The sequence below is a fragment of the Amycolatopsis alkalitolerans genome (assembly GCF_006152065.1).
Lineage (GTDB): Bacteria > Actinomycetota > Actinomycetes > Mycobacteriales > Pseudonocardiaceae > Amycolatopsis_E > Amycolatopsis_E alkalitolerans.
Genome location: NZ_VDFW01000013.1, coordinates 96,956 through 119,540, shown reverse-complemented (window position 1 = coordinate 119,540; position 22,585 = coordinate 96,956). Strand labels below are relative to the sequence as shown.

General features: G+C 71.2%; 24 protein-coding genes. 10 read left to right on the top strand and 14 right to left on the bottom strand.

The genetic code is table 11. The annotated features are described in order from the left end of the window. Window positions 1-1,209, bottom strand: coding sequence for an MFS transporter (locus tag FG385_RS16830; RefSeq protein ID WP_139097735.1), 1,209 nt, complete (start codon window positions 1,207-1,209; stop codon window positions 1-3). Window positions 1,210-1,391: 182 nt separating this feature from the next. Here FG385_RS16830 and FG385_RS16825 point away from each other — a divergent pair, with 182 nt between their 5' ends. The 4 genes from FG385_RS16825 to FG385_RS16810 are packed head-to-tail and all read left to right on the top strand — an operon-like array spanning window position 1,392 to window position 5,812. Continuing rightward, window positions 1,392-1,982 (top strand): 2-oxoacid:acceptor oxidoreductase family protein, encoded by a 591-nt coding sequence (locus tag FG385_RS16825; RefSeq protein ID WP_139097689.1) that lies wholly within the window; start codon window positions 1,392-1,394, stop codon window positions 1,980-1,982. Further along, the gene (locus tag FG385_RS16820; protein ID WP_139097688.1) at window positions 1,966-3,198 is read left to right on the top strand and encodes a transketolase C-terminal domain-containing protein; all 1,233 of its coding nucleotides are present in this window, start codon (window positions 1,966-1,968) and stop codon (window positions 3,196-3,198) included. Before FG385_RS16825 ends, FG385_RS16820 begins: the two co-directional genes overlap by 17 nt. 5 nt (window positions 3,199-3,203) lie before the next feature. After that, window positions 3,204-4,196: a thiamine pyrophosphate-dependent enzyme gene (locus FG385_RS16815; RefSeq protein ID WP_139097687.1), complete on the top strand. Its 993-nt coding sequence runs from the start codon at window positions 3,204-3,206 to the stop codon at window positions 4,194-4,196. Then, a complete protein-coding gene (locus FG385_RS16810; protein WP_200834491.1) occupies window positions 4,196-5,812 on the top strand; it encodes an NAD(P)-binding protein in 1,617 nt (538 codons plus the stop codon). Before FG385_RS16815 ends, FG385_RS16810 begins: the two co-directional genes overlap by 1 nt. A gap of 86 nt (window positions 5,813-5,898) precedes the next feature. Here FG385_RS16810 and FG385_RS16805 read toward each other — a convergent pair whose 3' ends face one another. From FG385_RS16805 to FG385_RS16780, 6 genes are all read right to left on the bottom strand, one after another. Continuing rightward, the gene (locus FG385_RS16805; RefSeq protein ID WP_160148834.1) at window positions 5,899-7,608 is read right to left on the bottom strand and encodes a sigma-54-dependent Fis family transcriptional regulator; all 1,710 of its coding nucleotides are present in this window, start codon (window positions 7,606-7,608) and stop codon (window positions 5,899-5,901) included. Window positions 7,609-7,945: 337 nt separating this feature from the next. After that, window positions 7,946-9,037 (bottom strand): LLM class flavin-dependent oxidoreductase, encoded by a 1,092-nt coding sequence (locus FG385_RS16800; RefSeq protein ID WP_139097684.1) that lies wholly within the window; start codon window positions 9,035-9,037, stop codon window positions 7,946-7,948. A 15-nt stretch (window positions 9,038-9,052) separates the two neighbouring features. Beyond that, window positions 9,053-10,645, bottom strand: a complete 1,593-nt coding sequence (locus tag FG385_RS16795) for a CocE/NonD family hydrolase (protein ID WP_139097683.1) — start codon at window positions 10,643-10,645, stop codon at window positions 9,053-9,055. A 37-nt stretch (window positions 10,646-10,682) separates the two neighbouring features. Then, complete coding sequence (locus FG385_RS16790; RefSeq protein ID WP_139097682.1) at window positions 10,683-11,678, bottom strand: LLM class flavin-dependent oxidoreductase; 996 nt, start codon at window positions 11,676-11,678, stop codon at window positions 10,683-10,685. A gap of 14 nt (window positions 11,679-11,692) precedes the next feature. After that, window positions 11,693-11,983, bottom strand: coding sequence for an ArsR/SmtB family transcription factor (locus FG385_RS16785; protein WP_139097681.1), 291 nt, complete (start codon window positions 11,981-11,983; stop codon window positions 11,693-11,695). 71 nt (window positions 11,984-12,054) lie between these two features. Continuing rightward, window positions 12,055-12,600: an MFS transporter gene (locus FG385_RS16780; protein ID WP_235022608.1), complete on the bottom strand. Its 546-nt coding sequence runs from the start codon at window positions 12,598-12,600 to the stop codon at window positions 12,055-12,057. On the opposite strand from FG385_RS16780, the gene FG385_RS16775 reads away from it, so the two are divergent. Both FG385_RS16775 and FG385_RS16770 read left to right on the top strand, forming a co-directional pair. Next, window positions 12,599-12,880 (top strand): type 2 periplasmic-binding domain-containing protein, encoded by a 282-nt coding sequence (locus FG385_RS16775; RefSeq protein WP_235022607.1) that lies wholly within the window; start codon window positions 12,599-12,601, stop codon window positions 12,878-12,880. The genes FG385_RS16780 and FG385_RS16775 overlap by 2 nt on opposite strands. 12 nt (window positions 12,881-12,892) lie before the next feature. Then, on the top strand, window positions 12,893-13,492 hold the full coding sequence (locus tag FG385_RS16770; RefSeq protein WP_139097680.1) for a class I SAM-dependent methyltransferase: 600 nt from the start codon (window positions 12,893-12,895) through the stop codon (window positions 13,490-13,492). Here the strand turns inward: FG385_RS16770 and FG385_RS16765 are convergent. Further along, on the bottom strand, window positions 13,489-14,124 hold the full coding sequence (locus tag FG385_RS16765; protein ID WP_139097679.1) for a TetR family transcriptional regulator: 636 nt from the start codon (window positions 14,122-14,124) through the stop codon (window positions 13,489-13,491). The two genes, FG385_RS16770 and FG385_RS16765, sit on opposite strands and share 4 nt — an antisense overlap. Window positions 14,125-14,196: 72 nt before the next feature. Between FG385_RS16765 and FG385_RS16760 the strand changes: the two genes are divergently transcribed. Both FG385_RS16760 and FG385_RS16755 read left to right on the top strand, forming a co-directional pair. Beyond that, the gene (locus FG385_RS16760; RefSeq protein ID WP_139097678.1) at window positions 14,197-14,595 is read left to right on the top strand and encodes a nuclear transport factor 2 family protein; all 399 of its coding nucleotides are present in this window, start codon (window positions 14,197-14,199) and stop codon (window positions 14,593-14,595) included. A 13-nt stretch (window positions 14,596-14,608) separates the two neighbouring features. After that, window positions 14,609-14,986 (top strand): VOC family protein, encoded by a 378-nt coding sequence (locus tag FG385_RS16755; RefSeq protein ID WP_139097677.1) that lies wholly within the window; start codon window positions 14,609-14,611, stop codon window positions 14,984-14,986. Between the two features lie 22 nt (window positions 14,987-15,008). Here the strand turns inward: FG385_RS16755 and FG385_RS16750 are convergent, their stop codons facing one another. Together FG385_RS16750 and FG385_RS16745 are read right to left on the bottom strand one after the other, a co-directional pair. Further along, window positions 15,009-16,370 (bottom strand): acyl-CoA dehydrogenase family protein, encoded by a 1,362-nt coding sequence (locus tag FG385_RS16750; protein WP_235022606.1) that lies wholly within the window; start codon window positions 16,368-16,370, stop codon window positions 15,009-15,011. Between the two features lie 52 nt (window positions 16,371-16,422). Continuing rightward, window positions 16,423-17,400 carry a helix-turn-helix transcriptional regulator gene (locus FG385_RS16745; RefSeq protein WP_139097676.1) on the bottom strand — a complete coding sequence of 326 codons (978 nt, stop codon included), beginning with the start codon at window positions 17,398-17,400 and terminating at the stop codon, window positions 16,423-16,425. A gap of 92 nt (window positions 17,401-17,492) precedes the next feature. On the opposite strand from FG385_RS16745, the gene FG385_RS16740 reads away from it, so the two are divergent. Both FG385_RS16740 and FG385_RS35320 read left to right on the top strand, forming a co-directional pair. Next, window positions 17,493-18,020: a DinB family protein gene (locus FG385_RS16740; RefSeq protein ID WP_139097675.1), complete on the top strand. Its 528-nt coding sequence runs from the start codon at window positions 17,493-17,495 to the stop codon at window positions 18,018-18,020. An 18-nt stretch (window positions 18,021-18,038) separates the two neighbouring features. Further along, window positions 18,039-18,170, top strand: coding sequence for an SRPBCC family protein (locus FG385_RS35320; protein ID WP_268815931.1), 132 nt, complete (start codon window positions 18,039-18,041; stop codon window positions 18,168-18,170). Here the strand turns inward: FG385_RS35320 and FG385_RS16735 are convergent, their stop codons facing one another. The 4 genes from FG385_RS16735 to FG385_RS16715 all read right to left on the bottom strand — a co-directional run bounded on the left by FG385_RS16735 (window position 18,171) and on the right by FG385_RS16715 (window position 22,511). Further along, a complete protein-coding gene (locus FG385_RS16735) occupies window positions 18,171-19,280 on the bottom strand; it encodes a CapA family protein (RefSeq protein ID WP_139097674.1) in 1,110 nt (369 codons plus the stop codon). A gap of 255 nt (window positions 19,281-19,535) precedes the next feature. After that, the gene (locus FG385_RS16725) at window positions 19,536-20,987 is read right to left on the bottom strand and encodes a carotenoid oxygenase family protein (RefSeq protein WP_139097673.1); all 1,452 of its coding nucleotides are present in this window, start codon (window positions 20,985-20,987) and stop codon (window positions 19,536-19,538) included. Further along, window positions 20,984-21,658 (bottom strand): nuclear transport factor 2 family protein, encoded by a 675-nt coding sequence (locus FG385_RS16720; protein ID WP_160148833.1) that lies wholly within the window; start codon window positions 21,656-21,658, stop codon window positions 20,984-20,986. The genes FG385_RS16725 and FG385_RS16720 overlap by 4 nt, the downstream gene beginning before the upstream one ends. An 85-nt stretch (window positions 21,659-21,743) precedes the next feature. Beyond that, a complete protein-coding gene (locus tag FG385_RS16715; protein WP_160148832.1) occupies window positions 21,744-22,511 on the bottom strand; it encodes an IclR family transcriptional regulator in 768 nt (255 codons plus the stop codon). Window positions 22,512-22,585: the final 74 nt, after the last annotated feature.

Below are 22,585 nucleotides of genomic sequence, written 5' to 3'. Positions count from 1 at the left end.
TTACGTGTTGCTTGGGGACTGCCTACTTTTGGTCGGATTAGTAACGGCAGCCTCGGCGTCCCGGAACGCCGCCGGCGAAAGCGCCAGCCAGACGACCACCGCGCCGATCGCGTGGATCGCGCCCGCCGCGGCATAAACCCCGCGCAGGCTCCAGTTCGCCGCGATGAACCCGCCGGCGAGCGCGCCGAGCGGGGTCAGGCCCCACGCGAGGGCGCGGTGGCTCGTCAGCACCCGGCCGAGCAGGGACGACGGCGTGAACCGTTGCCGGCTCGACTGCGAGCAGACGTTCCACACCAGCACGATCGCCGTCGTCGCGACGAGTACCGCGCCGACGAGCACCGGCCACGGCGGCACGATCGCGAGCAGCGCGGCCGCCACCGCGGCCAGTGACTGCGCGATCCGCATCGACCACGAGTAGCCGAGCCGCGTCACGATCCGGCTCACCACGAACGAGCACAGCACCCAGCCCGCCGCTTCGCAGGCGAGCAGCGCGCCATAGCCGACGGGTCCGACATGCAGGACCTGCGTCGCATACAGCACGAGCATCGCGGTCTCCGCGCTCGAGGCCAGCGACCCCAGCCCGACGGTCACGGTGATCCAGCGCAGCAGCGGCGTGTGGACGAGAAACCGCAGCCCCGCGCCGATGTCGCGCAGCGGATGCGACTGCGACGGCGTGACCGCGGCCGAGGAGATCCGCCGGGCGAGCAGCAGTGCCAGCACGGCCGCGACCGCGGCGAGCCACGCGGGCGCCCCGGCGCTCACCGCGACGAGCCAGCCGGTCAGCGGCGGCACGATGAACTGGACCACCCCGCGGTCGATGAGCTGCAGCCGCGTGTTCGCCGCGGCGAACCGCTCGGGCGGGACGACCTCCGGCACCAGGGTGCCGCTGGCCCCGTCGCCGAGCACCTGCGCCGAGGTCACCACGAACGCCACTATCACCAGCAACGGCAGGCTCAGCGCCCCGGCCGTACCGGCCGCCGCGAGCGCGACCGCCGCGACGATCTGGATCGCATACGCCCAGGCCAGTACCGTCGTCCGCCGCGCCCGGTCGATCAGCACCCCGGCGAACAGCGAGAACAGCAGCCACGGCGACTGCCCGGCCACGTTGACCCACGACACTTCGCGCGGGTCCGTCGTGATCGAGACGGCCAGCAGCGGCAGCACCGCGAGCATGAGCCCTTCGGCCGCCGAGCCCGAGATCGCCACCATCTGCAGCCGCCGCCAGCTACCCTGCGCACGCGGTTGATCATCCCCAGTCACAGTCCCCCATACTGCCTGGTCTTTTCCGTTCCCGCCGCCGATTTACCAGTCCGGCCGCGGGACCTTGGTCCTCCCGGCGGATGCCTTGCCGCCCTTCGCCGGGTCCGGGGGCCGCTGCCATCGTCGGGAGCATGTTCGAAATCCGCATCCACGGGCGCGGCGGCCAGGGTGTGGTCACCGCGGCCGAACTGCTGTCGGTCGCGGCGTTCCTCGACGGCCGCCACGCCCAGGCGTTTCCCAGCTTCGGTTCCGAACGCACCGGCGCCCCCGTGGTGGCGTTCTGCCGCCTTTCCGAGCACACGATCCGCTCGCGCGAACCCGTCCTGCGCCCGGACGCCCTGATCGTCCAGGACGCGACGCTGCTGCACCAGGTTCGCGTGTTCGACGGGCTCGGCCCGGATGCCTACCTGCTGATCAACTCCTCGCACGAGTTCGCCGGACTGGGGCTGGGCGAGTTCGTCGGCGGGTTCCGCCCGGAGCGCGTGCTGACGGTGCCGGCGACCGCGATCGCCCGCGAGCATCTCGGCCGCCCGGTGCCCAACCTCGTGCTCCTGGGCGGTTTCGCCGCGCTGACCGGGCAGGTCTCGCTGCATTCGGTGCGCGCGGCGATCCGCGAGCGGTTCACCGGCCGCGTCGCCGACGGCAACGTCGCGGCAGCCCAGGCCGCCTACACCTTCGTCCACGACCGCATGAAGGAGCGTGTGCATGTTGCGGCAGATTGAGGGATCCCGCGCCGTCGCGGAGGTTACCGCGCTGTGCCGCCCCGAGGTGATCTGCGCGTACCCGATCTCGCCGCAGACCCATATCGTCGAGGCGCTGTCGGGCATGGTGAAGCGGGGCACCCTGGCCCCCTGCGAGTTCGTCAACGTCGAGTCGGAATTCGCCGCGATGTCCGTCGCCATCGGCGCTTCGGCCGCCGGCGCCCGCGCGTACACCGCGACGGCGAGCCAGGGCCTGCTGTACATGTCCGAGGCGGTGCACAACGCCGCCGGGCTGGGCCTGCCGATCGTGATGACCGTGGCGAACCGGGCGATCGGGGCGCCGATCAACATCTGGAACGACCACAGCGACGCGATGTCCCAGCGCGACTCCGGCTGGATCCAGCTCTACGCGCAGACCAACCAGGAGGCCGCCGACCTGCACGTGCAGGCCTTCCGGATCGCCGAGGAGCTCTCGGTGCCGGTGATGGTGTGCATGGACGGGTTCGTGCTCACCCACGCCGTCGAGGAGGTCGACCTGCCCACGCAGGAGCAGGTCGACGCGTTCCTGCCGCCCTACGAACCGCGCCAGGTGCTCGACCCGGCGGACCCGGTGTCGATCGGGGCGATGGTCGGGCCCGAGGCGTTCACCGAGGTCCGCTACCTCGCGCATCTCAAGCAGATGCAGGCGCTCGACGTCATCCCGGACGTCGCCGGCCGGTTCGCGGAGATCTTCGGGCGTAGCTCCGGCGGGCTCGTGCACCCGTACCGGACCGAGGACGCGGAGACCATCGTGATCGCGCTCGGCTCGGTGCTCGGCACGATCTGCGACACCGTCGACGAGCTGCGCGAAACCGGCACCCGCGCCGGTGTTCTCGGGATCACCAGCCTGCGGCCCTTCCCGTCGGACGCGATCCGTGCCCTGGCTGGGCACGCTCGCCGGATCGTCGTGGTGGAGCGCGCGTTTTCGCTCGGGCTGGGCGGGATCGTGTCCGCCGACGTGCGCGCGGCGCTCGGCACCACCCCCGTGCCCTGCCACACCGTGATCGCCGGGCTGGGCGGGCGCGCGGTGACGAAGCAGTCCCTGCACAGCGTGCTCGACGACCCCGGTGCGTTGGAGCCGCTGACGTTCCTGGACCTGAACCGGTCGCTGGTGGACCGGGAACTCGCGCGGATGGCGGCGGCCCGCCGCTCGGGCCCGCACGCCGAGAACATGCTCGCCGACCTGGGGAGAAGGTAGGAATCGTGCCCGTACAGCCCATCAAGTTCTACCAGACCGGGAGCTTCGTCGTCGGCAACCGCCTGCTCGACCCGGAGCAGCGCACAGTGCAGGCGAGCACCGCGCGCACCAACGCGCTCGATTCCGGGCACCGTGCGTGCCAGGGCTGCGGTGAAGCGCTCGGCGCGCGGTACGCGCTCGACGCCGCGATGCGCGCGGCCGGGAACCAGCTGATCGCGGTCAACGCGACCGGCTGCCTCGAAGTGTTCTCCACGCCCTATCCGGAGACCTCGTGGCGGCTGCCCTGGCTGCATTCGGTGTTCGGCAACACGCCGGCCGTCGCCACCGGGGTCGCCGCGGCGATGAAGGCCAAGGGCCGCACGGATGTCCGGGTGGTCGGCCAGGGCGGGGACGGCGGCACGGTCGACATCGGGTTCGCCTGCCTGTCCGGGATGTTCGAGCGGAACGACGACGTGCTCTACATCTGCTACGACAACGAGGCCTACATGAACACCGGGGTCCAGCGCTCGGGCGCCACTCCCCCGGCGGCCCGTACCGCGACCACCCCGGCGGTCGGGTCCGAGCCGGGAAACGTGTTCGGGCAGGGAAAGGACGTGCCGCAGATCGCGATGGCGCACGAGATCCCTTACGTGGCCACGGCGACCGTCGCCGATCTGCACGACCTGGAGTACAAGGTGCACCGCGCCATGCAGTTCCGCGGCGCCAGGTACCTGCACATCCTCGTGCCCTGCCCGCTCGGCTGGGGCAGCGCGTCGCGCGACACCATCCGGATCGCCCGGCTGGCGCACGAGAGCGGCATCTTCCCGGTGTTCGAAGCCGAGCACGGTGAGGTCGTCGCGTCGTCGAAGATCCGCAAGCAGGTGCCCGTCGAGGAGTACCTGCGCCTGCAGAGCCGCTACGCGCACCTGTTCGGCGAGCACCCGGCCACCGACGTCGTCGCGCGCATCCAGGCTCGCGCGGACCGCAACATCCGCCGCTACGGCCTGCTGGAGGATTGATGGACAAGCCGTTCGCGATCACCCTGGAAATCGGCACGAGCCGGATGAACAAGACCGGCTCGTGGCGAACCGAGCGCCCCGTCTACCGGGACCTGCTGCCGCCGTGCAACCAGGCCTGCCCGACCGGGCAGAACATCCAGCAATGGCTCTACGACGCCGAAGACGGCGGTTACGAGCATGCGTGGCGGCAGATCATGGCGGACAACCCGTTCCCCGCCGTGATGGGCCGGGTCTGCTACCGCCCGTGCGAGACCGCGTGCAACCGCGGGCAGCTCGACGAGGCGGTCGGGATCAACTCGGTGGAGCGGTTCCTCGGTGACGAGGCCATCAGGCAGGGCTGGAAGCCGGCGGAACCCGCGGCGGCGACGGGGAAACGCGTGCTCGTCGTCGGCTCCGGCCCTGCCGGGCTGTCCGCCGCGTACCACCTGCGGTTGCTCGGGCACGCGGTGACGATCTTCGAGTCCGCGGCGGCGCCGGGCGGGATGATGCGCTACGGCATCCCGCGCTACCGGCTCGACCGCCACGCGCTCGACGCGGAGCTCCAGCGGATCCTGGACCTGGGCGTGACACTCGAACTGAACCACCGGGTGACCGATCTGGAAGCGGAGCTGCGTGAGTTCGACGCGGTGTTCCTCGGCGCCGGAGCGGGCATCGGCAAGCGTGCGTACCTCCCCGCCGGGGACTCCTCGCGCGTCCTCGACGCCGTCGGGGTGCTGCACGACATGGAGGGATCGGAGCGGCCGGAGCTGGGCCGGCGGGTCGTGGTCTATGGCGGCGGCAACACCGCCATGGACGCCGCCCGCACCGCGCGGCGCCTGGGCGCGACCGACGCGGTCGTGGTCTACCGGCGCACGCGTGAGCGCATGCCCGCGCACGAGAGCGAGGTTTCCGGCGCCGAGGCCGAGGGCGTCACGATGAAATGGCTGTCCACCATCGCCGAAGCGGGCGACGGCACCATCACCGTCGAGAAGATGCGCCTTGACGAGAAGGGGTACCCGCAGCCGACGGGTGAGTTCGAGGAGCTCGCGGCGGATTCGGTGGTGCTCGCGCTCGGGCAGGAGGCCGATCTTTCGGTGCTCGAGGGCGCGGCCGGGGTGCGGGCCGAGGACGGGGTCGTCGAGGTGGGAGCGGATCTGATGACCGGGCGGCCGGGGGTGTTCGCCGGGGGCGACCTGATCGCGGGCGAGCGGACGGCGACGACCGCGATCGGGCACGGGAAGAAGGCCGCCCGCGCGATCGACGCGTGGCTGCGCGGCTCGCGTTACGAGCCCGGGCCGAAGCATCCGGTCGCGCAGTTCGGCGGGCTCAACACGTGGTACTACAGCGACGCGCCCGCGACGGTGCGCCCGCAGCTCGACCTCGCGCGGCGGACGTCCACCTTCGACGAGATCGAGCACGGGCTGGACGAGTCGAGCGCGCTGTTCGAGGCCCGCCGGTGCCTGTCGTGCGGCAACTGCTTCGGCTGCGACAACTGCTTCGGCGTCTGCCCCGACAACGCGGTGATCAAGCTCGACGACGGCACGTACGCGATCGACTACGACTACTGCAAGGGGTGCGGCATCTGCGTCGCCGAATGCCCGTGCGGCGCGATCGAAATGGTCCCCGAAGAATCCTGACCACCGGGCGCCGCCGCGCCCCCGCCGCCGAGATCTCGGGCGCGAGGGTGAGGTCTGTGTGGGGGAGGGCGGGATCTATGTGGGGATCAGCGGAGTTCGTGGCGCTTGAGCTTGCGGTACACCGTGGCGCGGGAGATCCCCAGCCGGTCCGCGACGGCGTTGCGGTCTCCCCCGGTGTCGCGCAGCGCGGCCAGCAGTACCCGCCGCTCGGCCGCCTGCACCTCGTCGAGCGGCTGGTCGCGCGCGTGCCGGGCCGGCAGATCGGCCAGGTCGATCATCGGGCCGTTGGCGTGGATCCGCGCGCTGGCCAGCACCTGACGCAGCTGCCGGACATTGCCGGGCCAGTCGCTCGCGAGCAGCGCGGCCACCGCGCGCGGCGCCAGCATGACCGGTTCCCCGCCCAGCCCGGCCAGCAGCGTCTTGCACAGCGCCCGGAAATCGGCGCGGCGTTCTCGCAGCGGTGGCACCGTCAACCGCACCGGGAAGCTCTCCCGCACCAGGACGTTGCCGCTCTCCTCCGCCGTCGTCCCGACGACCGGCGTGCGTGCCGCGGCGACGAGATCGGCGACGCTGGTCGACAGCTCCGGCGGGAGGTCGGTGAGATGACCGGCCAGCACAGCCCTTTCCTCGCGTAGCGCGGAGTCCAGCCGGCGCAGCCAGCCACCCGGGTCGAGATGCGCGAGCGCACCGTCGAGTTCGACCGGATCACCCAGCGCGGCACGAGCTTCGTGCCGCTTGCCCGTGCCCCGCTCACCGGTGAGCAGCACCGGATGCCCCTCGCGCAGGGCACGGGTGAGCCGGCTCCGGAAGTCCCCCATCGGATCCGCCGAGGGCGGGCCGAGGTTCACCCGCGACCGCGGCTCGTGGGGATGCAGCACGAGGACGGCGGCGAACTCGCCCTTGGGCTGGCGCACGGGCAGCACGTCGATCGTCACGGTCGCCCCGGAACTCAGGTTCCGCCGCACGCTCTGCCGCCGCGACCCGGTCTCCTCCGCGATCCGCCGCAGCAACTCCTCGTCCTGCTCGTGCACCAGCGCCCGCGCCCGCGTGCTGACGACGCACAGCTGCCGGCTCACCCCGACGACCGGCCCGCGGTAGCGCCCCTGCGCGGCGGTGAAGGCGTCGAAGAACTCCCGCTCACCGCTCGTGCGGCTGCCCAGCAGCTGCGCCTCGATGGACCGCCCGATCTCGGCCACCAGCGGCAGCACGGCGGCCGAACCGTACTCGCGCAGGCAGTGCAAGCCGAGCGTGCCGGCGTACCGTTTGGTGAACGGGTCGCGGATGATCACCCCGGTCGTGGTGAGGATCTCGGTGTCGCGACGGAAATGTTCGGTGCCGGAGATCAGGAACGCCTGCTGGGTCTCGTGCGCGCAGCCGAGTCCGTTGGTGCCCATCAGGTCCTCGCCGAAGCACATGCCCGGGGCCAGGTTCTGCCGGTGCACCCGGCCGGCGTCCGGGAAGTCCCCGACGACGACGGTGAGCAGCCGGCAGGCCCGGTCGGCGAGGAAACCCCACGAGTTCAGATCGGAGATCTCGTCCTTGAGCCGGTTCAGGACCGGCTCGGCGACCGCGGCGAGCCGCGTGCGGGGCCGGACCTCCTCGTCGAACACGTAGTCGCGGGCCCCGGGATCGACGCGGGCGAGCATCGACCGCCGCCATGACGCGACCACCTCCGGCCGGACCTCGGGATGGTCCGCCGGATCCACCGAGAACGGGTCGCGGGAGAGCACGTCCTCCTTGACACGCCGGATCCGGTCCCACTCGGCCACGGTGCGCGGGATCGACGGCAGCGGCATCATTCGACGGTATCCCGGAGCCCGGGCGCGGCCAGAGAGCTTTTCCGCCCGGCGAAACGATCCCGGTCGGCCGCCCACGCGCGTAGCACCGCGTTCCGTCTCGCCATGCCTTCAGGATCCGCCGACTCGGTGGCATGGCCGCGAGGACGGCGTCGAAATGCTGTTTCAGCGGAGCCGCCGCATCCTCGTAGCGGGACGCCTCGGTCGGCCCGATCGCGAACACACCGGCCACCCGCGCGTACGCCTCGCGATCGGACACGTCGAGCGCGGCGCTCTCGGCTTCGATCCCGCTCGCCGCGCCGGTGACGAACGCGACCCTGCCGGCGAAATCCACGGGTCAGGCCGCGACGCTGACCGGCTCGCCCCGCAGCCCGCGGGCCTTCGGCAGCACCTCGCGCGCGAACAGCCCGAGACTGGCCTTCGCCTGGTCATACGGCATTCCGCCGAAAGCGGGCGCCAGGGTCAGCTCGAAGTCGCCGATGGCGTCCCGGATCGCCTCGATCTGGCCGAGGATCCGCTCGGGGCTGCCCCACAAAGCCGTGGCCGCGTAGTCGTTGGCCGCCTTCTCCAGCCCGATCTCCCGGAAGTAGGCCGCATTCGCCGCGTACCGCTCGTGGCCCTTGATCCCGGCGAAGTGCTCACCGGCCATCTCGTAGTGCTCCACATTGGACATGAAGAACCGGTTGACGTACTCGAAATGCCGCTCTCGCGCCAGCTCGTCGTCGGCGTGGCAGTACATGTTGACGTTGAGCGCGATCGGCGGGGCGATTTCGCCGTGCGCGGTCTCGTACAGCTCGCGGTACTTCGTGAACGTCGGCATCAGGTCCGGCACCGGCCGCACGATGAACGACATCATCTTCGCCCGCAGTTTCGCCGCCATGACCACGGAGTCCGGCGAGCCGGCGACCAGGTACCGGCGGCCGAGGAACGACGCGCGTGGCCGCGGCCGCAGTTCGGCGCGTGGCTGCGGGTAGAACGGCCCGTCGCCCTCGATGAACCCGGTTTCGAGCGCGTCGAAGATCATCGGGGCGGCCTCGTCGAACCGGTCGCGGGTCTCGCCGAGCGGGATCCGGAACGGTTCGTACTCGGTGCGCGACAGGCCGCGGCCGAAGCCCAGCAGGAGCCTGCCCTCGGAGACGGTGTCGACCATCAGCGCCTTTTCGGCCACCCGCAAAGGATTGTTCCACGGCAGGATGACCGCGGCGGTGCCGAGCTTGATCCGCTCGGTGCGCCCGGCCAGATGTGCCAGGAGCAGCAGGTTGTCCGGGCAGGACGAGTAGTCGGAGAAATGGTGTTCGACCACCCAGACGGCGTCGTAGCCCAGACGTTCGGCTTCGAGCGCCACCTCGAGTTCGCCGCGGTACATCTGCTCGTCGGTCAGCTCCGGGTTCAGCTTGCCGAAGCCGAGGTTCATGCCGATGCTCAGCATCACGATCCTCCCTTATCAGGTGGGAATGACGGGGAGCCGGATCGCGCTCGGATACGGCTCGCCGAAAAAGACACGGTGGGTGGCCTGGACGAAATCCGCTTCGGTGACCTCACCCGCGGGCGTTCCGGTGCCGGGGTTGCGGTCGTAACACGGGTAGTTCGAGCTGGCGATGTCGACGCGGATCCGGTGCCCGCTCGCGAAAACCTGGCTCGTCGCGCCGACGTCGATCGTGTACTCGTAGACGTCGCCGGGCACCACGGGTTCCGGACTGTCCATTCCGGACCGGTAGCGGGCGCGCACGATCCCGTCGGTGACGCCCATCGCGCGCCCGTCGGGGTGCACGTCGACGAGCTTCGCGGTGAAATCGGCGTCGGCGGCGGAAGTCGCCGCGTGCAGGGTCACCGTGACCGGACCGGTGATCTCGACGTCGTGGTCGAGCACCGGGCCGGTGAACCGCAGGATGTCCGTGCGGCTATCGAGCACCCGCTGGTCCCGCGAGCCGGGCTGGTGGCCGATGCCGCCGGTCATCACGATCGCGCCGCCGACGGTGGGCACCGGATCGGCCGGATCGTGCACGTACTCCGCCGTGCCCGCCTCGGAAAGTGCCCGGCCGAGCGTGCCGCCCGGCCCGAGATACCAGTTCTGCCAGTCGGTTCTGGCCAGTGGCCACTCGTTTTCGGTGCGCCAGCCCGAACCCATCACATAGATCTGCACGGGCGGCAGCGAGGACGGCACGCCGTCGGCGCTTTCGGTGAGGAACGTCAGCTGTTGCCGTTCGAGCCGCACCGCCTGCTCGGCACCACCCGGGTAGACCACCTCGCCGACGACGCCGGTGCGATCGGTGTGTGACCACGGCCCGACGATCAGGTGGCCGTGCCGCATCGTCGCGTAGTTGTCCAGCGTGCCGCGCAGGAACAGGTCGAACCAGCCGCCGACGTGCAGCGCGGGGACGGTGCTCGCGGCGCGCCGCGGGGCGTAGCTGATGCCCTGCCAGTACCGCGGTTCGTTCTCCATGCCGAGCCAGGTGGTCCAGCTCGGCAGGACCTTCGTCAGGCTCGGCCGGTCCGCCAGCGGCAGCGTGTCGTAAGCGGCCTCCGGCCCGAAGACCGGGCTGCCCAGCCGCGCCGCTTCGAGCAGGTGCCAGGCGAGTGCCTGCCCGAGCTGAAAGGCGCCCTGGCGGTAGACGAGCCCGTCGCGGTAGTCGTCCGGGGTCACCGTGGGCGCGAGCGCGAGAAGTCCCTCCGGGCGGTGGCCGCTGACCGCAAGCTGGACCATGCCGAGATAGGACATCCCGAACATGGCGATCCTGCCGTCACACCACGGCTGGTCCCGGAGCCAGGCCAGCGTGTCGAGCCCGTCCTCGGTCTCGTTCTCGAAGGTCCGCAGCCGCCCGTCCGAACCGCCGGTGCCGCGGCAATCCTGTACCAGCACCGAGAAACCCGCTTCGAGCGCCGGAAGCACGGGCAGCGAACGCGAAATCGGCTCCGCGTACGGGGTCCGCACGAGCAGCACCGGCCGGGCCGGCCCCAGCGGGCGATGCAGCAGCGCGGCCAGCCGCGCACCATCCCGCATCGGTACGCGAACCCGGTCCACCACATGGGTTTCCACCGGGCTTACGCTACGGCCGGATGCGCCCTGCCCCGTCTCAGTTTTGAGACACGGTGGCCTTCGCGGTCAGCTCCACCGAGCGGATCCGGTCGTCGATCCCCTGGGCATGGTGGGCGGTGATGAGCTCGTCGGCCTGGCACGACGCGGCGAACTCATCGAGGTACGCGCGGACCTCCTCCGGCGTTCCGGTCGCGGTGTACTTGGTCATGTTCGCGAGGTGGCGGCCGTTCGGCGAGTCGAGGAACGCGTCGATCTCGGCGTCGGTGAAGTTCCGGCCGCCGGAGCCGCGCGTGACGAACGACCGCGTGCGGTGCCGGTAGGAGATCGTCTGCTGCCGCACGGCTTCGTCGTGGTCCTCGGCCGCGAACACGTTGACGCCCGCGATGACGTACGGCTCGGCCAACTGGTCCGAAGGCTGGAAGTTCTCCCGGTAGACGGCGACGGCCTGGTGCAGCGCGTCGGGCGCGAAATGCGACGCGAAGCCGTACGGCAGGCCCAGCTGCGCGGACAGTTGTGCCCCGAACAGCGACGAACCCAGGATGTACAGCGGCACCTCGCTCTCGGCATGCGGCACCGCCTGCACCCCGGACACCCGCGACCGGCCGCGCAGATATCCCTGCAGTTCCAGCACATCCTGCGGGAACGAGTCCGCGGACAGGTGGTCGCGCCGCATCGCGAGCATCGTGTTCTGGTCGGTGCCGGGCGCCCGGCCGAGGCCGAGGTCGATCCGCCCGGGGAACAGCGATTCGAGGGTGCCGAACTGCTCGGCGATCACCAGCGGTGAGTGGTTGGGCAGCATGACCCCGCCCGAGCCGAGCCGGATCGTTTCGGTGTGCTCGGCGATGTGACCGATCAGGACACTCGTCGCGCTGGAGGCGATGGTGGCCATGTTGTGGTGCTCGGCGTACCAGACCCGCCTGTAGCCACTGCGTTCGGCGGCCTGGGCGAGTGCGACGCTCGCGGCGAAGCTGTCACGCGCGGTCTGCCCGGGGGCGATCGGCGCCAGGTCGAGGATCGACAGAGCGAGGGGCATGGTCTGCTGCCTTTCTACAGAGCCTGCTGGAGCTTTTCGGTGAACGCGCGGATGCGGTCCTCGTCGCGCCGGTAGTAGATCCACTGACCGCGCCGGGTGGCCAGGAGGAACCCGGCGCGCTGCAGGATCGCCAGATGCGCGGACATGGTCGACGCGGAGGTGCCCGCCTTGTGCTGCAGGAGCCCGGCGCACACGCCCAGTTCGACCGCGTCGCCGCCGCAGGGGAAATGCGCGGCCGGGTCCTTGAGCCAGTCGAGGATCCGCAGCCGCGTCTCGTTGGCCAGGGCCTTGCACTCGCCGAGCACGCGCCGTCCTTCGGTATTTCGCTAATTCCCGAAGTTAGTCCTCAGGCCGTGCCGCGGCACCATGACCCGCGTCACCGCAGCGCGGGCGCGTCCGCCGTACTGTCCGCGGGGAGCCGGCGCAGCAGCGACACGGCGCCCAGACCGAGCGCGGCGACCACCGCGAAGAACCAGAAGCCCCACGGGTTGGCGACGCCGGCGGTGACCAGTGCGCCCGTGATGAACGGTCCGACGATCGAGCCGAGCCGGCCCACCGCCGAGGTCAGCCCGAGCGCGGTGCCACGTGCCCGCGCGGGAAACGCCTGCGTGACGTAGCCGAAGATCAGCACCTGCGCGGAGAACACGAACACGCCGGTCAGCAGCACGAGCGCGTTGAGCAGCACGCTGCTGCCGATACGCAGGCTCAGCACCGCGAGCAGCACCGCCCCGGCGCCGAACCACAGCCGCACGATGGGCGGGATCCCGCGCCGGTCAGCGATCATCCCGGCGAGCACGAGGCCAAGCACCGCGCCGATGTTGAGCACCAGCAGCAGCCCGACCGAGGTCGAGATCGGGTAGCCCGCGCCGCGCATCAACTGGGGCAGCCAGGTGTTGAGCCCGTAGACCAGCAGCAGCCCCATGAACGAACCGGTCCACACCGCGATGCTGACCCGCCGGAACCGCGGCCCGAGCAGATCGCGCGGGCCGGTCCGGCCGGTGCAGGACAGCGAGCTGGTGGCGATGGTGCCGCGGCTCGTCGCGAGGATCTTCGCCAGTGAGCACCGGGTGCGGCTACTCGAGCTGCCGATGGACATCGAACCGGCGCAGGTGTCGATCTACGCGCGCCACGCGCACGCGCGCACCCCCGCCCAGCACTGGCTGACCACGTTCATGCACGACCTCCTGGCCGCTCCCGGCTAGACTCCAGGAGGTATGAGCACCGATCTCGCCGCGACACGTGCGTTCTTCGGCCCGAGGGCCGCGGAGTGGGAGATCAAGTTCCCTGACGACGCCCCGCGTTACCGGCAGGCGGTCGCCGAGCTGGCCCCGCCGGTGGGCGGTGCCGTCGCCGATATCGCCTGCGGGACCGGGCGAGCGCTGCCCGAGCTACGCGACGCCGTCGGCCCGGGCGGGGCAGTCTTCGGGATCGACGTGACCGTCGAGATGCTCGCCGAAGCCGCCGCGCGCGGCCGCGACAAGCTCGCGACGCTGGTGCTCGCGGACGCGATGCGGCTCCCCTTCCCCACGGCCCGGCTCGACGCCCTGTTCGCCGCCGGGCTGCTCGCGCATCTGGCCGATCCGCGCGCCGGGCTGGCCGAACTCGCCCGCGTATGCCGGCCCGGCGGGCGGCTCGCCGTCTTCCACCCGATCGGCCGCGCCGCGCTGGCCCGCCGGCAGGGGCGCGAGCTGTCCGCGGACGACCTGCGCGCCGAGCCGAACATCCGCGCCGCGCTGGCGGCAACCGGCTGGCACTGCGACTCGGTCGACGACGGCGAGGACCGGTACCTCGTGCTGGCCACGCGAGCCCGCTAAGGCCGCGTCCCGAGCCCCCGTTCGAGCAGGTCGAGCGCGCGGTGCCCGTCCGCGAGGATCCGGTCGGCCACCCGCTTGCCGGTCCGCCCGTCGAGCGCGGCCCGGTGCACGGCCTCCTGCATCGCCCGGTTCACCCCCATGAGCGCGTTGGCCACCACCCAGGCGCGCATATCGTCCGGCGGGGCGCCTGATTCGGCCGCGAGGAGTTCCGCGAGCGCGGACGTGAACTGATCGAAGTTCTGCCGTTCGCGCGCGCGCAACGCGGCGCTCCCGGCCGCCACCCTGGCGACGGTCGCGACCCGTGCCATCGCTTCGGGATCACGATCGGCGAGCGCTCCGCGGGGACGGACGAGGAAGTCACGGAACGCGTCGAGCACCGAAACGCCCGGCTCGCGAGCACGCACGGCCTCGATCAGGGCGTTCTCGAAGGTCGCCATCCCGGCGTAGACGAGGTCCTCCTTGGCCGGGAAGTAGTTGAAGACCGTCGCCTCGGACACCTCGGCCCGGCGCGCGATCTCCGCGACCGGCACCTGGTCGAACCCACGCTCGGCGAACAGTGCGATCGCGGTGTCGCTGATCCGCCGGCGTGTCTGCTGCTTCTTGCGCTCCCGCAGCCCTGGCTCGGTCTTCATGCCCCGAGAGTAGCACTTGACTTGGTGTCACTCTAATTTTAGAGTAACTCCAAAGTTGACGGGAGCAGAGAGATGACACAGGAGAAGGAAGTCCTCGATCTCGTGGACCGGTGGGCGCATGCGGAACTGACCGGCGACATCGCCGCGTATCCCGCGCTGCTCGACGCGCGGTTCACCGGCATCGGGCCGGTCGGGGTCGTCCTCGACCGGGACCAGTGGGCCGCCCGGCATCAGGGCGGGCTGGAGAACCACGAGTTCGAGGTCCTCGAACCACACGTGCGCTTTTTCGGGAACACGGCCATCGTGGAAGGTGTGCAGCGCCAGCGGACCACCGCGCGCGGGAACGACACCAGCGGTTCGTTCCGGCTCGGGCTGGTGGCCGTCCGCGCCGGGGACGAGTGGCGGATCGCGCAGGTCCAGCTGTCCGGCCCGTTGCTCGCGCCCGGCGAGAAGCCCGCGTTCGCACGATGAAGAGGAGGCGAAGATGCCGGTACAGCTGAACCACACGATCGTCGAAGCGCGCGACCGGAAGGAGACCGCGACGTTCCTGGCGGGCGTCCTCGGCCTGCCCGAACCGGTGGGCTACGGCCCGTTCGCGGTGGTCCAGGTCGCCAACGACGTCTCCCTCGACGTCCTCGACGTCGATGGGCCCGTCCATCCGCAGCACTACGCTTTCCTGGTCTCCGAAACGGAGTTCGACGAGATCTTCGGCCGGATCACCGCGCGGGGCCTGGAGTACTGGGCGGACCCGTTCGGCCACGAACCGGGGCGGATCAACCACAACGACGGCGGCCGGGGCGTCTACTGGCTGGACCCGAACGGGCACCGGCTGGAGATCATCACCCGCCCGTACGGAGGCTGAGGCACGCCCGCCGGGGCGCGTCTCACCGCACCTCGGGCAGCATCTGCACACCCAGGGTGCTGGCGCCAATGAGGCGGCGGGCCGCCAGATTGGCCATCGGCATGAACGTCCCGGCCTGCACGTCCCGCCACAGCCGCTCGAACGGGAGCGCCCGCGTGTACGACGCGCCGCCGATCACGTCGACCAGCCGTTGCACGACCCCGGCGGCGTTGTTGCTGGCCACGTACTTCACCAGCGCGCACCGCGAGACGCCCTCCTGGACGCCGAGTTCGAACAGCCTGCCGGTGCGCACCTCGTCGATATGCCGGAACACCAGCGCCCTGGCCGACTCCAGCAGGATCCGGCACTCCCCGAGCACGTCCTGCACGACGGGGTCGGCGGCCTTACCGCGCCCGGTCACCTGCCCCACCGCCCACTCCAGCGCGGCGGCGGCGATCCCGATGTACACCGCGGCGAAGGCCGGCATCGCCCACGCCCATACCGTTTCCAGCACCCGCGCGTCGAGGTGACCCACCGGGAGCGAGTGCACCACCCGGTGGTCGTCGACGAACACGCCCTCGAGCTCCAGGTCGTTGCTCTGGGTCGCGCGCATGCCGAGCGTGTCCCAGGTCTGGTGGATGCGCACCCCGGGCTGATCGAGCGCGATCTGGCACAGCAGCAGCCGCGGCCCGCCCTCGGCTTCCTCGTGCCGGGCGGTGATGGAGCAGTGCGTGGCGACGGCGGTGTTGGTGGCGAAGCTCTTCCGGCCGGTGACGCGGAACCCGCCCGGTACGGCGACGGCCCTGGTGCGCGCGTCCGTGAGGTCGTTGGGCACGCCCTTCTCGCTGGTGACCGACGCCCAGATCAGCTTGCCGGCCGCGGCCCTGCGCAGCAGGTCTTCCAGGCGCGGGTTCCGCGTGCGCCGCCAGACGCTCGCCCACTGCCCGAGCGGTGAGATGTGCATGGTCACGGCCAGCGCCGTGGCCCCGTCGCCCATCGCGAGCCGTTCCAGCACCGGCACGATCTCGGCCAATCCCGCACCGAGGCCACCCAGCTCGACCGGGACCGGCATGCGGAGGAACCCGGCTTCGCGCAGATCCTCGAAATTGCGGAACGGGAAGGCGTTCTCGCGGTCGTACTCGGCCGCGCGCTCCGCGAACACGTCCGCCAGCTCACCCGCCTGGGCCACCAGGTCCTCGTCCACGGCGCCACCCCCGCGAGCCAGCATGGCCCGCGGGCCGCCATCCGGCAAGGCTCCCAGAGTGAGGCGGATTGGCGGCAAGATCGTCCGGTGCCTGCAGTTCGGCGGCGCGTGCGCGTCCGGGACGCCCTTCGCGGTCGGCGGCGGCCAGCCGGCGATCCCTTTCACGCTCGCGGCCGCGGTGGTGCTGGTCTCGGGTGGCACCTGGGGTGTCACGTCGGCGTTCGCGCGGCTGGCTGTGGGGCGGACAACGCCGTCACCGGCTGACCGGCGCCTCGGCCGCGGCGCGGCCGAACCGCGCGCCCCAGTCCCGGACGCGGTCGCGCAGTTCGGGCGGCGACACCACGCGGAACTCGGCGTCCACCACACCCAGCGCCATGAGGGGCCACTCCAGTGAGTCCGTGGTGACGCGGACCCGCGTATGTGTCTCGTCGATCGCCTCCACGGTGCTCCACCGGCCGATCCGGGCCCGGACCGTTTCCTCGGGCGCGGCGATCACAGCCTCCACCTGGTACGGCATGGGCAGGTTCCCGATGCCGGCCCGGACGAACGCCGCGGCGTCGCCGCCCGGCAGGTCCCGCGGCCGGAACCTCGCGCCCGTACCGGCCGGACCGGTGAGCCGGTCCAGCCGGAAGCTGCGCCAGTCGTGCCGGGTCAGGTCGTAGGCGACGAGGTACCACCGGCGCCCGAGCGAAACCAGCCGGTGCGGTTCGACCTCACGGTCGGTGCGCCGCCCGTTCGCGGCGGTGTAGGCGAACCGGAGGCGCTCGGCGTCCCGGCAGGCCAGCGCGATGTCGGTGAGCAGCCCCGGATCGACGCCCGTCGCCGGCGCGCCGTCCCAGCCGGCCCGCACGGTCATCGCCCGCAGGGCTTCGACGCGGCGCCGCAACCGCACCGGCAGCACCTGCGCGACCTTCGCCAGCACCTTCACCGAGGACTCCGCGATCCCCTCGACCGCGCCTTGTGTCGCCGCCTGCAGGCACACCGTCAGCGCGACCGCCTCCTCGTCGTCGATCACCAGCGGCGGTAACGCGGCGCCCGCGGCCAGCTGGTAGCCGCCGTCGATCCCACGCCGCGCCTCGACGGGATAGCCCAGCTCCCGCAACCGGTCCACGTCCCGGCGCAGCGTCCTCGCGGAAACCCCGAGCCGGTCGGCGAGTTCGGTACCCGGCCAGTAGCGGTGCGTCTGCAGCAGAGACAGCAGCCGCAGCGTGCGGGAACTGGTGTTGGCCATATTGCCGATTCTCCCCCCATTGCGGTCAGAAAGTGGCCGCAATGATCGTTAACGTGGTCTTCGACGGCACAGCACGACGAAAGGTGAAGACCATGACCAGCACGGAGACCCTCACCGGCGAGCGCGCCGACCTGCTGGAGGCGCTGGCCAAGCAGCGGCATTTCCTGCGGTTCACCACCCGCGACCTGACCGACGAAGAGGCCGGGCGGCGCACCACGGTGAGCGAACTGTGTCTCGGCGGCCTGATCAAGCACGTCGCGTCGGTGGAGCGGGGCTGGGCACGGTTCATCGTCGAGGGCCCGTCCGCGATGCCCGACTTCAGCGCCATGACCGAGGCGGACTTCGCGGCACGCGCGAACGAGTTCCGGATGCTGCCCGGGGAAACCCTCGCCGGCGTGCTGGCCGAGTACGCCGAGGTGGCCCGGCGCACCGATGAGCTGGTGGCGACCCTGCCGGACCTCGATGCCGCGCACCCGCTGCCGAAGGCGCCGTGGTTCGAGCCCAGCGCCGAGTGGTCCGCCCGCCGCGCCCTGCTGCACATCATCGCCGAGACCGCCCAGCACGCCGGCCACGCCGACATCATCCGCGAGTCACTGGACGGCGCGAAGTCGATGGGCTGAACCGGCGAAGGCTGCCGCGTGTCGCTGACGCTCGAGATGGCCGGGCTGCTCGCGCCCGTGCTGTCCCTGCTCACCGGTGCCCGCTCCCGGCGGTATGTCGAGATGGAGGGCGCGGGGCTCAAGCGCCACTGCGAACGCCAGTCCGGGTAGTCAGCCCGCGGCGCGGGTGAGACCGGCCTGCCCGGCGCCCCGGCTGAGCACGACGGAGTCGGTGTCCTGCAACGCTTTCGCCGCCCGAGCGCGGTCCAGTTCCGGGCTGCTCGCGGTGCGCAGCCGGACCGGCGGGCCCAGGTCGATGACGGTGGGCACGTACTCGGCGCGGTCGACGGTCCAGCCGGATCCCGACGGCGCGAAATGAAAGCGGGCGATGACGCCTTCCTCGGTCGTGCCGCGCGGCTCCGAATGGCGCGCGATCGAATTGCCGAGACCGTAGGCGACCCACTTGCCGTCGATCTTCTCGAAGGGCTGCACGACATGCGCATGGTGCCCGATGATCAGGTCGACGGCCGGGTCGGCGAGCACCTGCCGCGCGATGCGCCGCTGGTCGGCCGTCGCGGTCTGCTGGTACTCCACCCCCCAGTGCAGGCTCACGATCACGACCTGGGCCCCGGCGGCGCGTGCGGCTCTCGCGGCGTCGAGGACGGCGCTCACGTCAAGGGTGTTCGCGAGCCAGGGCGCTGACGGTATCCGGCCGTTGAACCCGAAGCTGAACGAAACGTGCCCGACCTTCACGCCGTGCACGTCGAGGATCAGCGGTGTGTGCGCTTCCGGCGCCGAGCGGGCCGAACCGGTGTGCCGGATGCCCGCCGCGTCGAGATCGTCCAGGGTGCGGTCGATCCCGCCCGTACCCTGGTCGAGGGTGTGGTTCGACGCGGTGGAGCAGTCGTCGTAGCCGGTGGCGGCGATCGCGGTCGCGATCTCCGGCGGAGCGCTGAAGTCCGGATAACCCTTGAACGGCCCGTTCTCGGGCGCCAGCGGGGTCTCGAGGTGGCAGATGGCGAGATCGGCCCGGCTGACGACATCGCGGATCCCGGCGAGCATCGGCTGGTAGTCGCGCCGCCCGTGGCCGTCCTCGGTGGCTTGCGCGGTGAGTTCGGGATGGATCAGCACGTCCCCGCTCGCCACGACGGTAAATCCGGGATCGGCGGCGGCACCGGCCGCGGTCGGCGGGGCCGGCGCCGGTGCCTGCTCGACGCCTGCCGTGCAGGCGGCCACCACCGGCACGACGGCCAGGGTCGTGAGGAGCCGGCGCACGCGCATGCGCCGCATGGTGCCATTCGGCCGCGGGCGCTCCTCCAGTCACCCGTCCGGCGCAGCGACGGAAGGGCCGGACGGCCGCATCACGACCGCTTGCGCGCAACGACTCCGGGCGTGCCGGGCAGCCGCTTTCGCTGACCAAACCGCTCGGCGTCGGCGTGCTCAACAACCGCCACAAGGTCACCGGGGAGAACTTCCCCGAGGCGATCGAGGTGATGACCACGCTTCGGCCTGCTCGGGCACCCGCGCGGTCCGGGATCAGGCACGCTCGAGCTCGGTGCGTGGCACCCAGTTGCCGTGCAGGCCGTAGGCGATCCGGATCGGCAGCTTCACCGTCGCGACCGGTGGCGCGCCGATGCGGGCGGCGTCGAGGATGAGCAGGTCGCTGCGCATCTCGTCGTGCCGCCCGACCACCACCATCACATAGCCCTCGCCGTGCCCGGCCTCGTCGTGCGCCGGAACGAACAGGGGCTCCCCGGCCGACGAGGCGTCGCCGACGTAATGCGTGGCCGTGCGCTTGCGCGCGAGGTCGACGGTGCCCACCCAGCGGAACCCGCGACCGGGCCTGCGCTCCCCCGGCACGTCGTACATGCCCAGCACGCCCCACGAGTACGGCAGTGTCTCGAACCGGTCGTCCATCCTCGGGAACTCGCCCGCGTGCCCGGTGAGCCGCTCTTCGGTGAACATGGTCGACTCACCCTGGGTGTCGATCGTCCACCGGGACAGGTAACCCTTGGTCTTCTCCGGATCGACAGGCGCGCCGGAGAGGTCCGGGAAGAACGGGAAGTAGTTCGTCTCCGACACCGGGGTGTCGAGGTGGATGTGCCTGCCGTCGTCGAACGCGCCGAGGATGTGGCTGGCGAACCGCGTACCCCCGCGGTACCAGCGCAGATCCTCGACCCGGCCCTTGCGCGGCAGCACGCCGAGATAGACGTCCTTGCCCGGATCCCACGCGAACAGCGGCTGCCCCCTGCGGATGCGGTCGAGGTCGCCGGTGAGCGGGATGATCGGGAACACCACGAAGTTCTGGGTCACCGCGAAATCGTGCACCATACTCGAATACGGGGCCTGGAACCAGGTTTCATGAATCAGGTTCCCGGCGCGGTCGGCCTCGTAGTAGACGATGTCGGGCGTGCCTTCGCCTTTCGCGGCGTAGCCGAAGAAGACCATTTCGCCGGTGCGGGGGTCGAACTTCGGGTGCGCGGTCGAGGTCGGCGAGCTCAGCGCCCCGTCGAAGGTGTGCACCCCGGCGGTTTCCAGCGTGTCCGGGTCGATCCGGATCGGCGGTCCGTCCTCTTTGGACGCCAATAGCTTCCCGCCGTGCCAGAACACGTTGGTGTTGGCCAGGGTCCGGTTCACCCCGAGCACCGAGGGATCGTCGGTGAACGCGTTGCGGTACGCGCCGAACAGCGCCCGCCGCGCCGTGCGCTCGGCTTCGAACCGCGGCGTGCGCACGTACCGGCTCTTGAAGTCCACGTGGCCGCGGGTGAACCGGAACGACATCACCATGCCGTCGGCGTTGAACCCGATGTCGTGGTCCACCTTCGGCGGCCACTGCCGGTCCGCGACCACCCGGTAGTAGGTGCCGTCGAGCTGTTCGGGCACCTGTCCTTGCGAGACCTCGAGATCGTAGATGTCGGCCTCGACGCGGACCGGCGCGTTGAACCCGGCGAACAGCGGGTCGTCGGGGAAACGGGTGGGCGGGGTCATGGCCGGGTGGGATGCGGGTAGTGGAACGGCACGACGTCGGTGCCGGGGAAGAACTCGAAGCCCTCGATCAGCTCGTCGGGGCCGAGCGGGTCCTCCGGGTAGGTCTTCTTCGGGATCAGATGCGACATCGGGGCGGTACGCGCCCAGCCCAGCTCGTAGTCGGCGTGCCAGAACGGGTGGTAGCCCAGCCGCTTGATCTTCCAGACGCCGCCTTCGAGCACGTACTCGTTCTCGTAGACCCCGCCCTCCCACCACTGCTCGAACGACACGCGCTCACGCAGCTCGGGCGCGGATTCGTGGACTCCGGCCTGCATCAGCGTGCGGATGCGGGCCTTTGCCGTGCGCCCGTCCGGCGCCACGGTCACCACGTCCTGCATCATGATGTGGTCGAGCAGGAACCCGCGGACCGGCCCGTTGTGCCCGCGGGTGAACCGCTGCCGGAACCGCCCCAGGTACAGCCGCTCCACGCCTGCGCGGCCGCGGTACACCCCGCCGATGAACACCACTTCGCCGTCCGCGCTGTACAGGTCGACGACCTCCTCGTAGAGGCACTTGTCCAGGTAGTAGCCGTACTTGTGGTGCAGGGCGCGGATCTCGGCCGCCGCCTCCAGCGACCGGACCCGGTCCGCCAGCTCGGCCACCGTCTTCGCCAGCTCCTCGGTGCTCGACACGGGATCTCCTTCGATTCGGTGCCACCTCACCTCGAACAACAGCGCGGGCCGCCCGGACAGGCAAGCGGCGCCGGAGGTCGTTCCGCTATGCGGAAGGCCGCACGGTCCGGCTGCCACGCAGCAGCGTCTGGATCGTGGTCGCGGCGTCCAGCAGGGGTTCGAGGAACGGTTCGATCTCGGCGCGGGTGCGGACGTGGCTCGCGGACGCGGCCAGGGTGACCGCGGCGGCGGGTTCGCCGCTGCCGAGCAGGATCGGCGCGCCGATGCCCGTGACCGCGCGGTCGCTCTCGCCGATGTTCGCGGCCCAGCCACGCAGCCGGATCCGGGCGAACTCGCGCAGCAGGCACTCCCAGTCGGTGATCGAGCGGCCGGTGACGCCCGCCAGCCGGTGCCCGGGGAACCGCCGGTCGAGATCCCCGGCCGAGCAGAACGCGAGCATCGCCTTGCCACCGGAGGTGCAGTGCGCGGGCAGGACGCGGCCCAGCCGGGCCGTGGCGCGCCGGGGACCCGAACCCTCCAGCGACTGCACGAAGCGGGCACCCGAGCCTTCGAGCACCATCACGCTGGTGGTGAGCCCGGTCCGCTCGCGAAGCTCGGCGAGCTGGACGCCGGCCGCGTCGCGCAGGGTCACCGCCGAGGTGATGCTGAGCGTGATCTCGTGCATCGCCTCCGCCGGGAGGTACGGGCCGCCGCCGTGCTCCTGCCGCGCGAACCCCGAGACCACGCAGTTGGCCAGCACCCGGTGCGCGGTCGAGGGGGCGACGCCCAGCTCGCGGGCGAGTTCGGTGACGGTGAGGGTGCCGCGCGAAGCCAGCAGCCGCACGGCATGCAGAGCCATCCGCGCCGAGTTCATCGCGTCCCCTTTCCAGCTCACCAGGGTCGCCGACGCGATGTCCTCGCCGCAAGACGCTCCTGGTCCCCTGCCCA

Bases quoted from the DNA above. Each gene is read 5' to 3' on its own strand.
- FG385_RS16810 (WP_200834491.1), top strand. From the start codon at position 4,196: ATGGACAAGCCGTTCGCGATCACCCTGGAAATCGGCACGAGCCGGATG.
- FG385_RS16755 (WP_139097677.1), top strand. From the start codon at position 14,609: ATGCCGGTACAGCTGAACCACACGATCGTCGAAGCGCGCGACCGGAAG.
- FG385_RS16820 (WP_139097688.1), top strand. From the start codon at position 1,966: ATGTTGCGGCAGATTGAGGGATCCCGCGCCGTCGCGGAGGTTACCGCG.
- FG385_RS16735 (WP_139097674.1), bottom strand. From the start codon at position 19,280: ATGCGCGTGCGCCGGCTCCTCACGACCCTGGCCGTCGTGCCGGTGGTG.
- FG385_RS16775 (WP_235022607.1), top strand. From the start codon at position 12,599: ATGAACGAACCGGTCCACACCGCGATGCTGACCCGCCGGAACCGCGGC.
- FG385_RS16765 (WP_139097679.1), bottom strand. From the start codon at position 14,124: ATGAAGACCGAGCCAGGGCTGCGGGAGCGCAAGAAGCAGCAGACACGC.
- FG385_RS16740 (WP_139097675.1), top strand. From the start codon at position 17,493: ATGACCAGCACGGAGACCCTCACCGGCGAGCGCGCCGACCTGCTGGAG.
- FG385_RS16760 (WP_139097678.1), top strand. From the start codon at position 14,197: ATGACACAGGAGAAGGAAGTCCTCGATCTCGTGGACCGGTGGGCGCAT.
- FG385_RS16825 (WP_139097689.1), top strand. From the start codon at position 1,392: ATGTTCGAAATCCGCATCCACGGGCGCGGCGGCCAGGGTGTGGTCACC.
- FG385_RS16725 (WP_139097673.1), bottom strand. From the start codon at position 20,987: ATGACCCCGCCCACCCGTTTCCCCGACGACCCGCTGTTCGCCGGGTTC.
- FG385_RS16830 (WP_139097735.1), bottom strand. From the start codon at position 1,209: ATGGTGGCGATCTCGGGCTCGGCGGCCGAAGGGCTCATGCTCGCGGTG.
- FG385_RS16800 (WP_139097684.1), bottom strand. From the start codon at position 9,037: ATGCTGAGCATCGGCATGAACCTCGGCTTCGGCAAGCTGAACCCGGAG.
- FG385_RS16715 (WP_160148832.1), bottom strand. From the start codon at position 22,511: ATGAACTCGGCGCGGATGGCTCTGCATGCCGTGCGGCTGCTGGCTTCG.
- FG385_RS16770 (WP_139097680.1), top strand. From the start codon at position 12,893: ATGAGCACCGATCTCGCCGCGACACGTGCGTTCTTCGGCCCGAGGGCC.
- FG385_RS16745 (WP_139097676.1), bottom strand. From the start codon at position 17,400: ATGGCCAACACCAGTTCCCGCACGCTGCGGCTGCTGTCTCTGCTGCAG.
- FG385_RS16805 (WP_160148834.1), bottom strand. From the start codon at position 7,608: ATGCCGCTGCCGTCGATCCCGCGCACCGTGGCCGAGTGGGACCGGATC.
- FG385_RS16790 (WP_139097682.1), bottom strand. From the start codon at position 11,678: ATGCCCCTCGCTCTGTCGATCCTCGACCTGGCGCCGATCGCCCCCGGG.
- FG385_RS16780 (WP_235022608.1), bottom strand. From the start codon at position 12,600: ATGGGGCTGCTGCTGGTCTACGGGCTCAACACCTGGCTGCCCCAGTTG.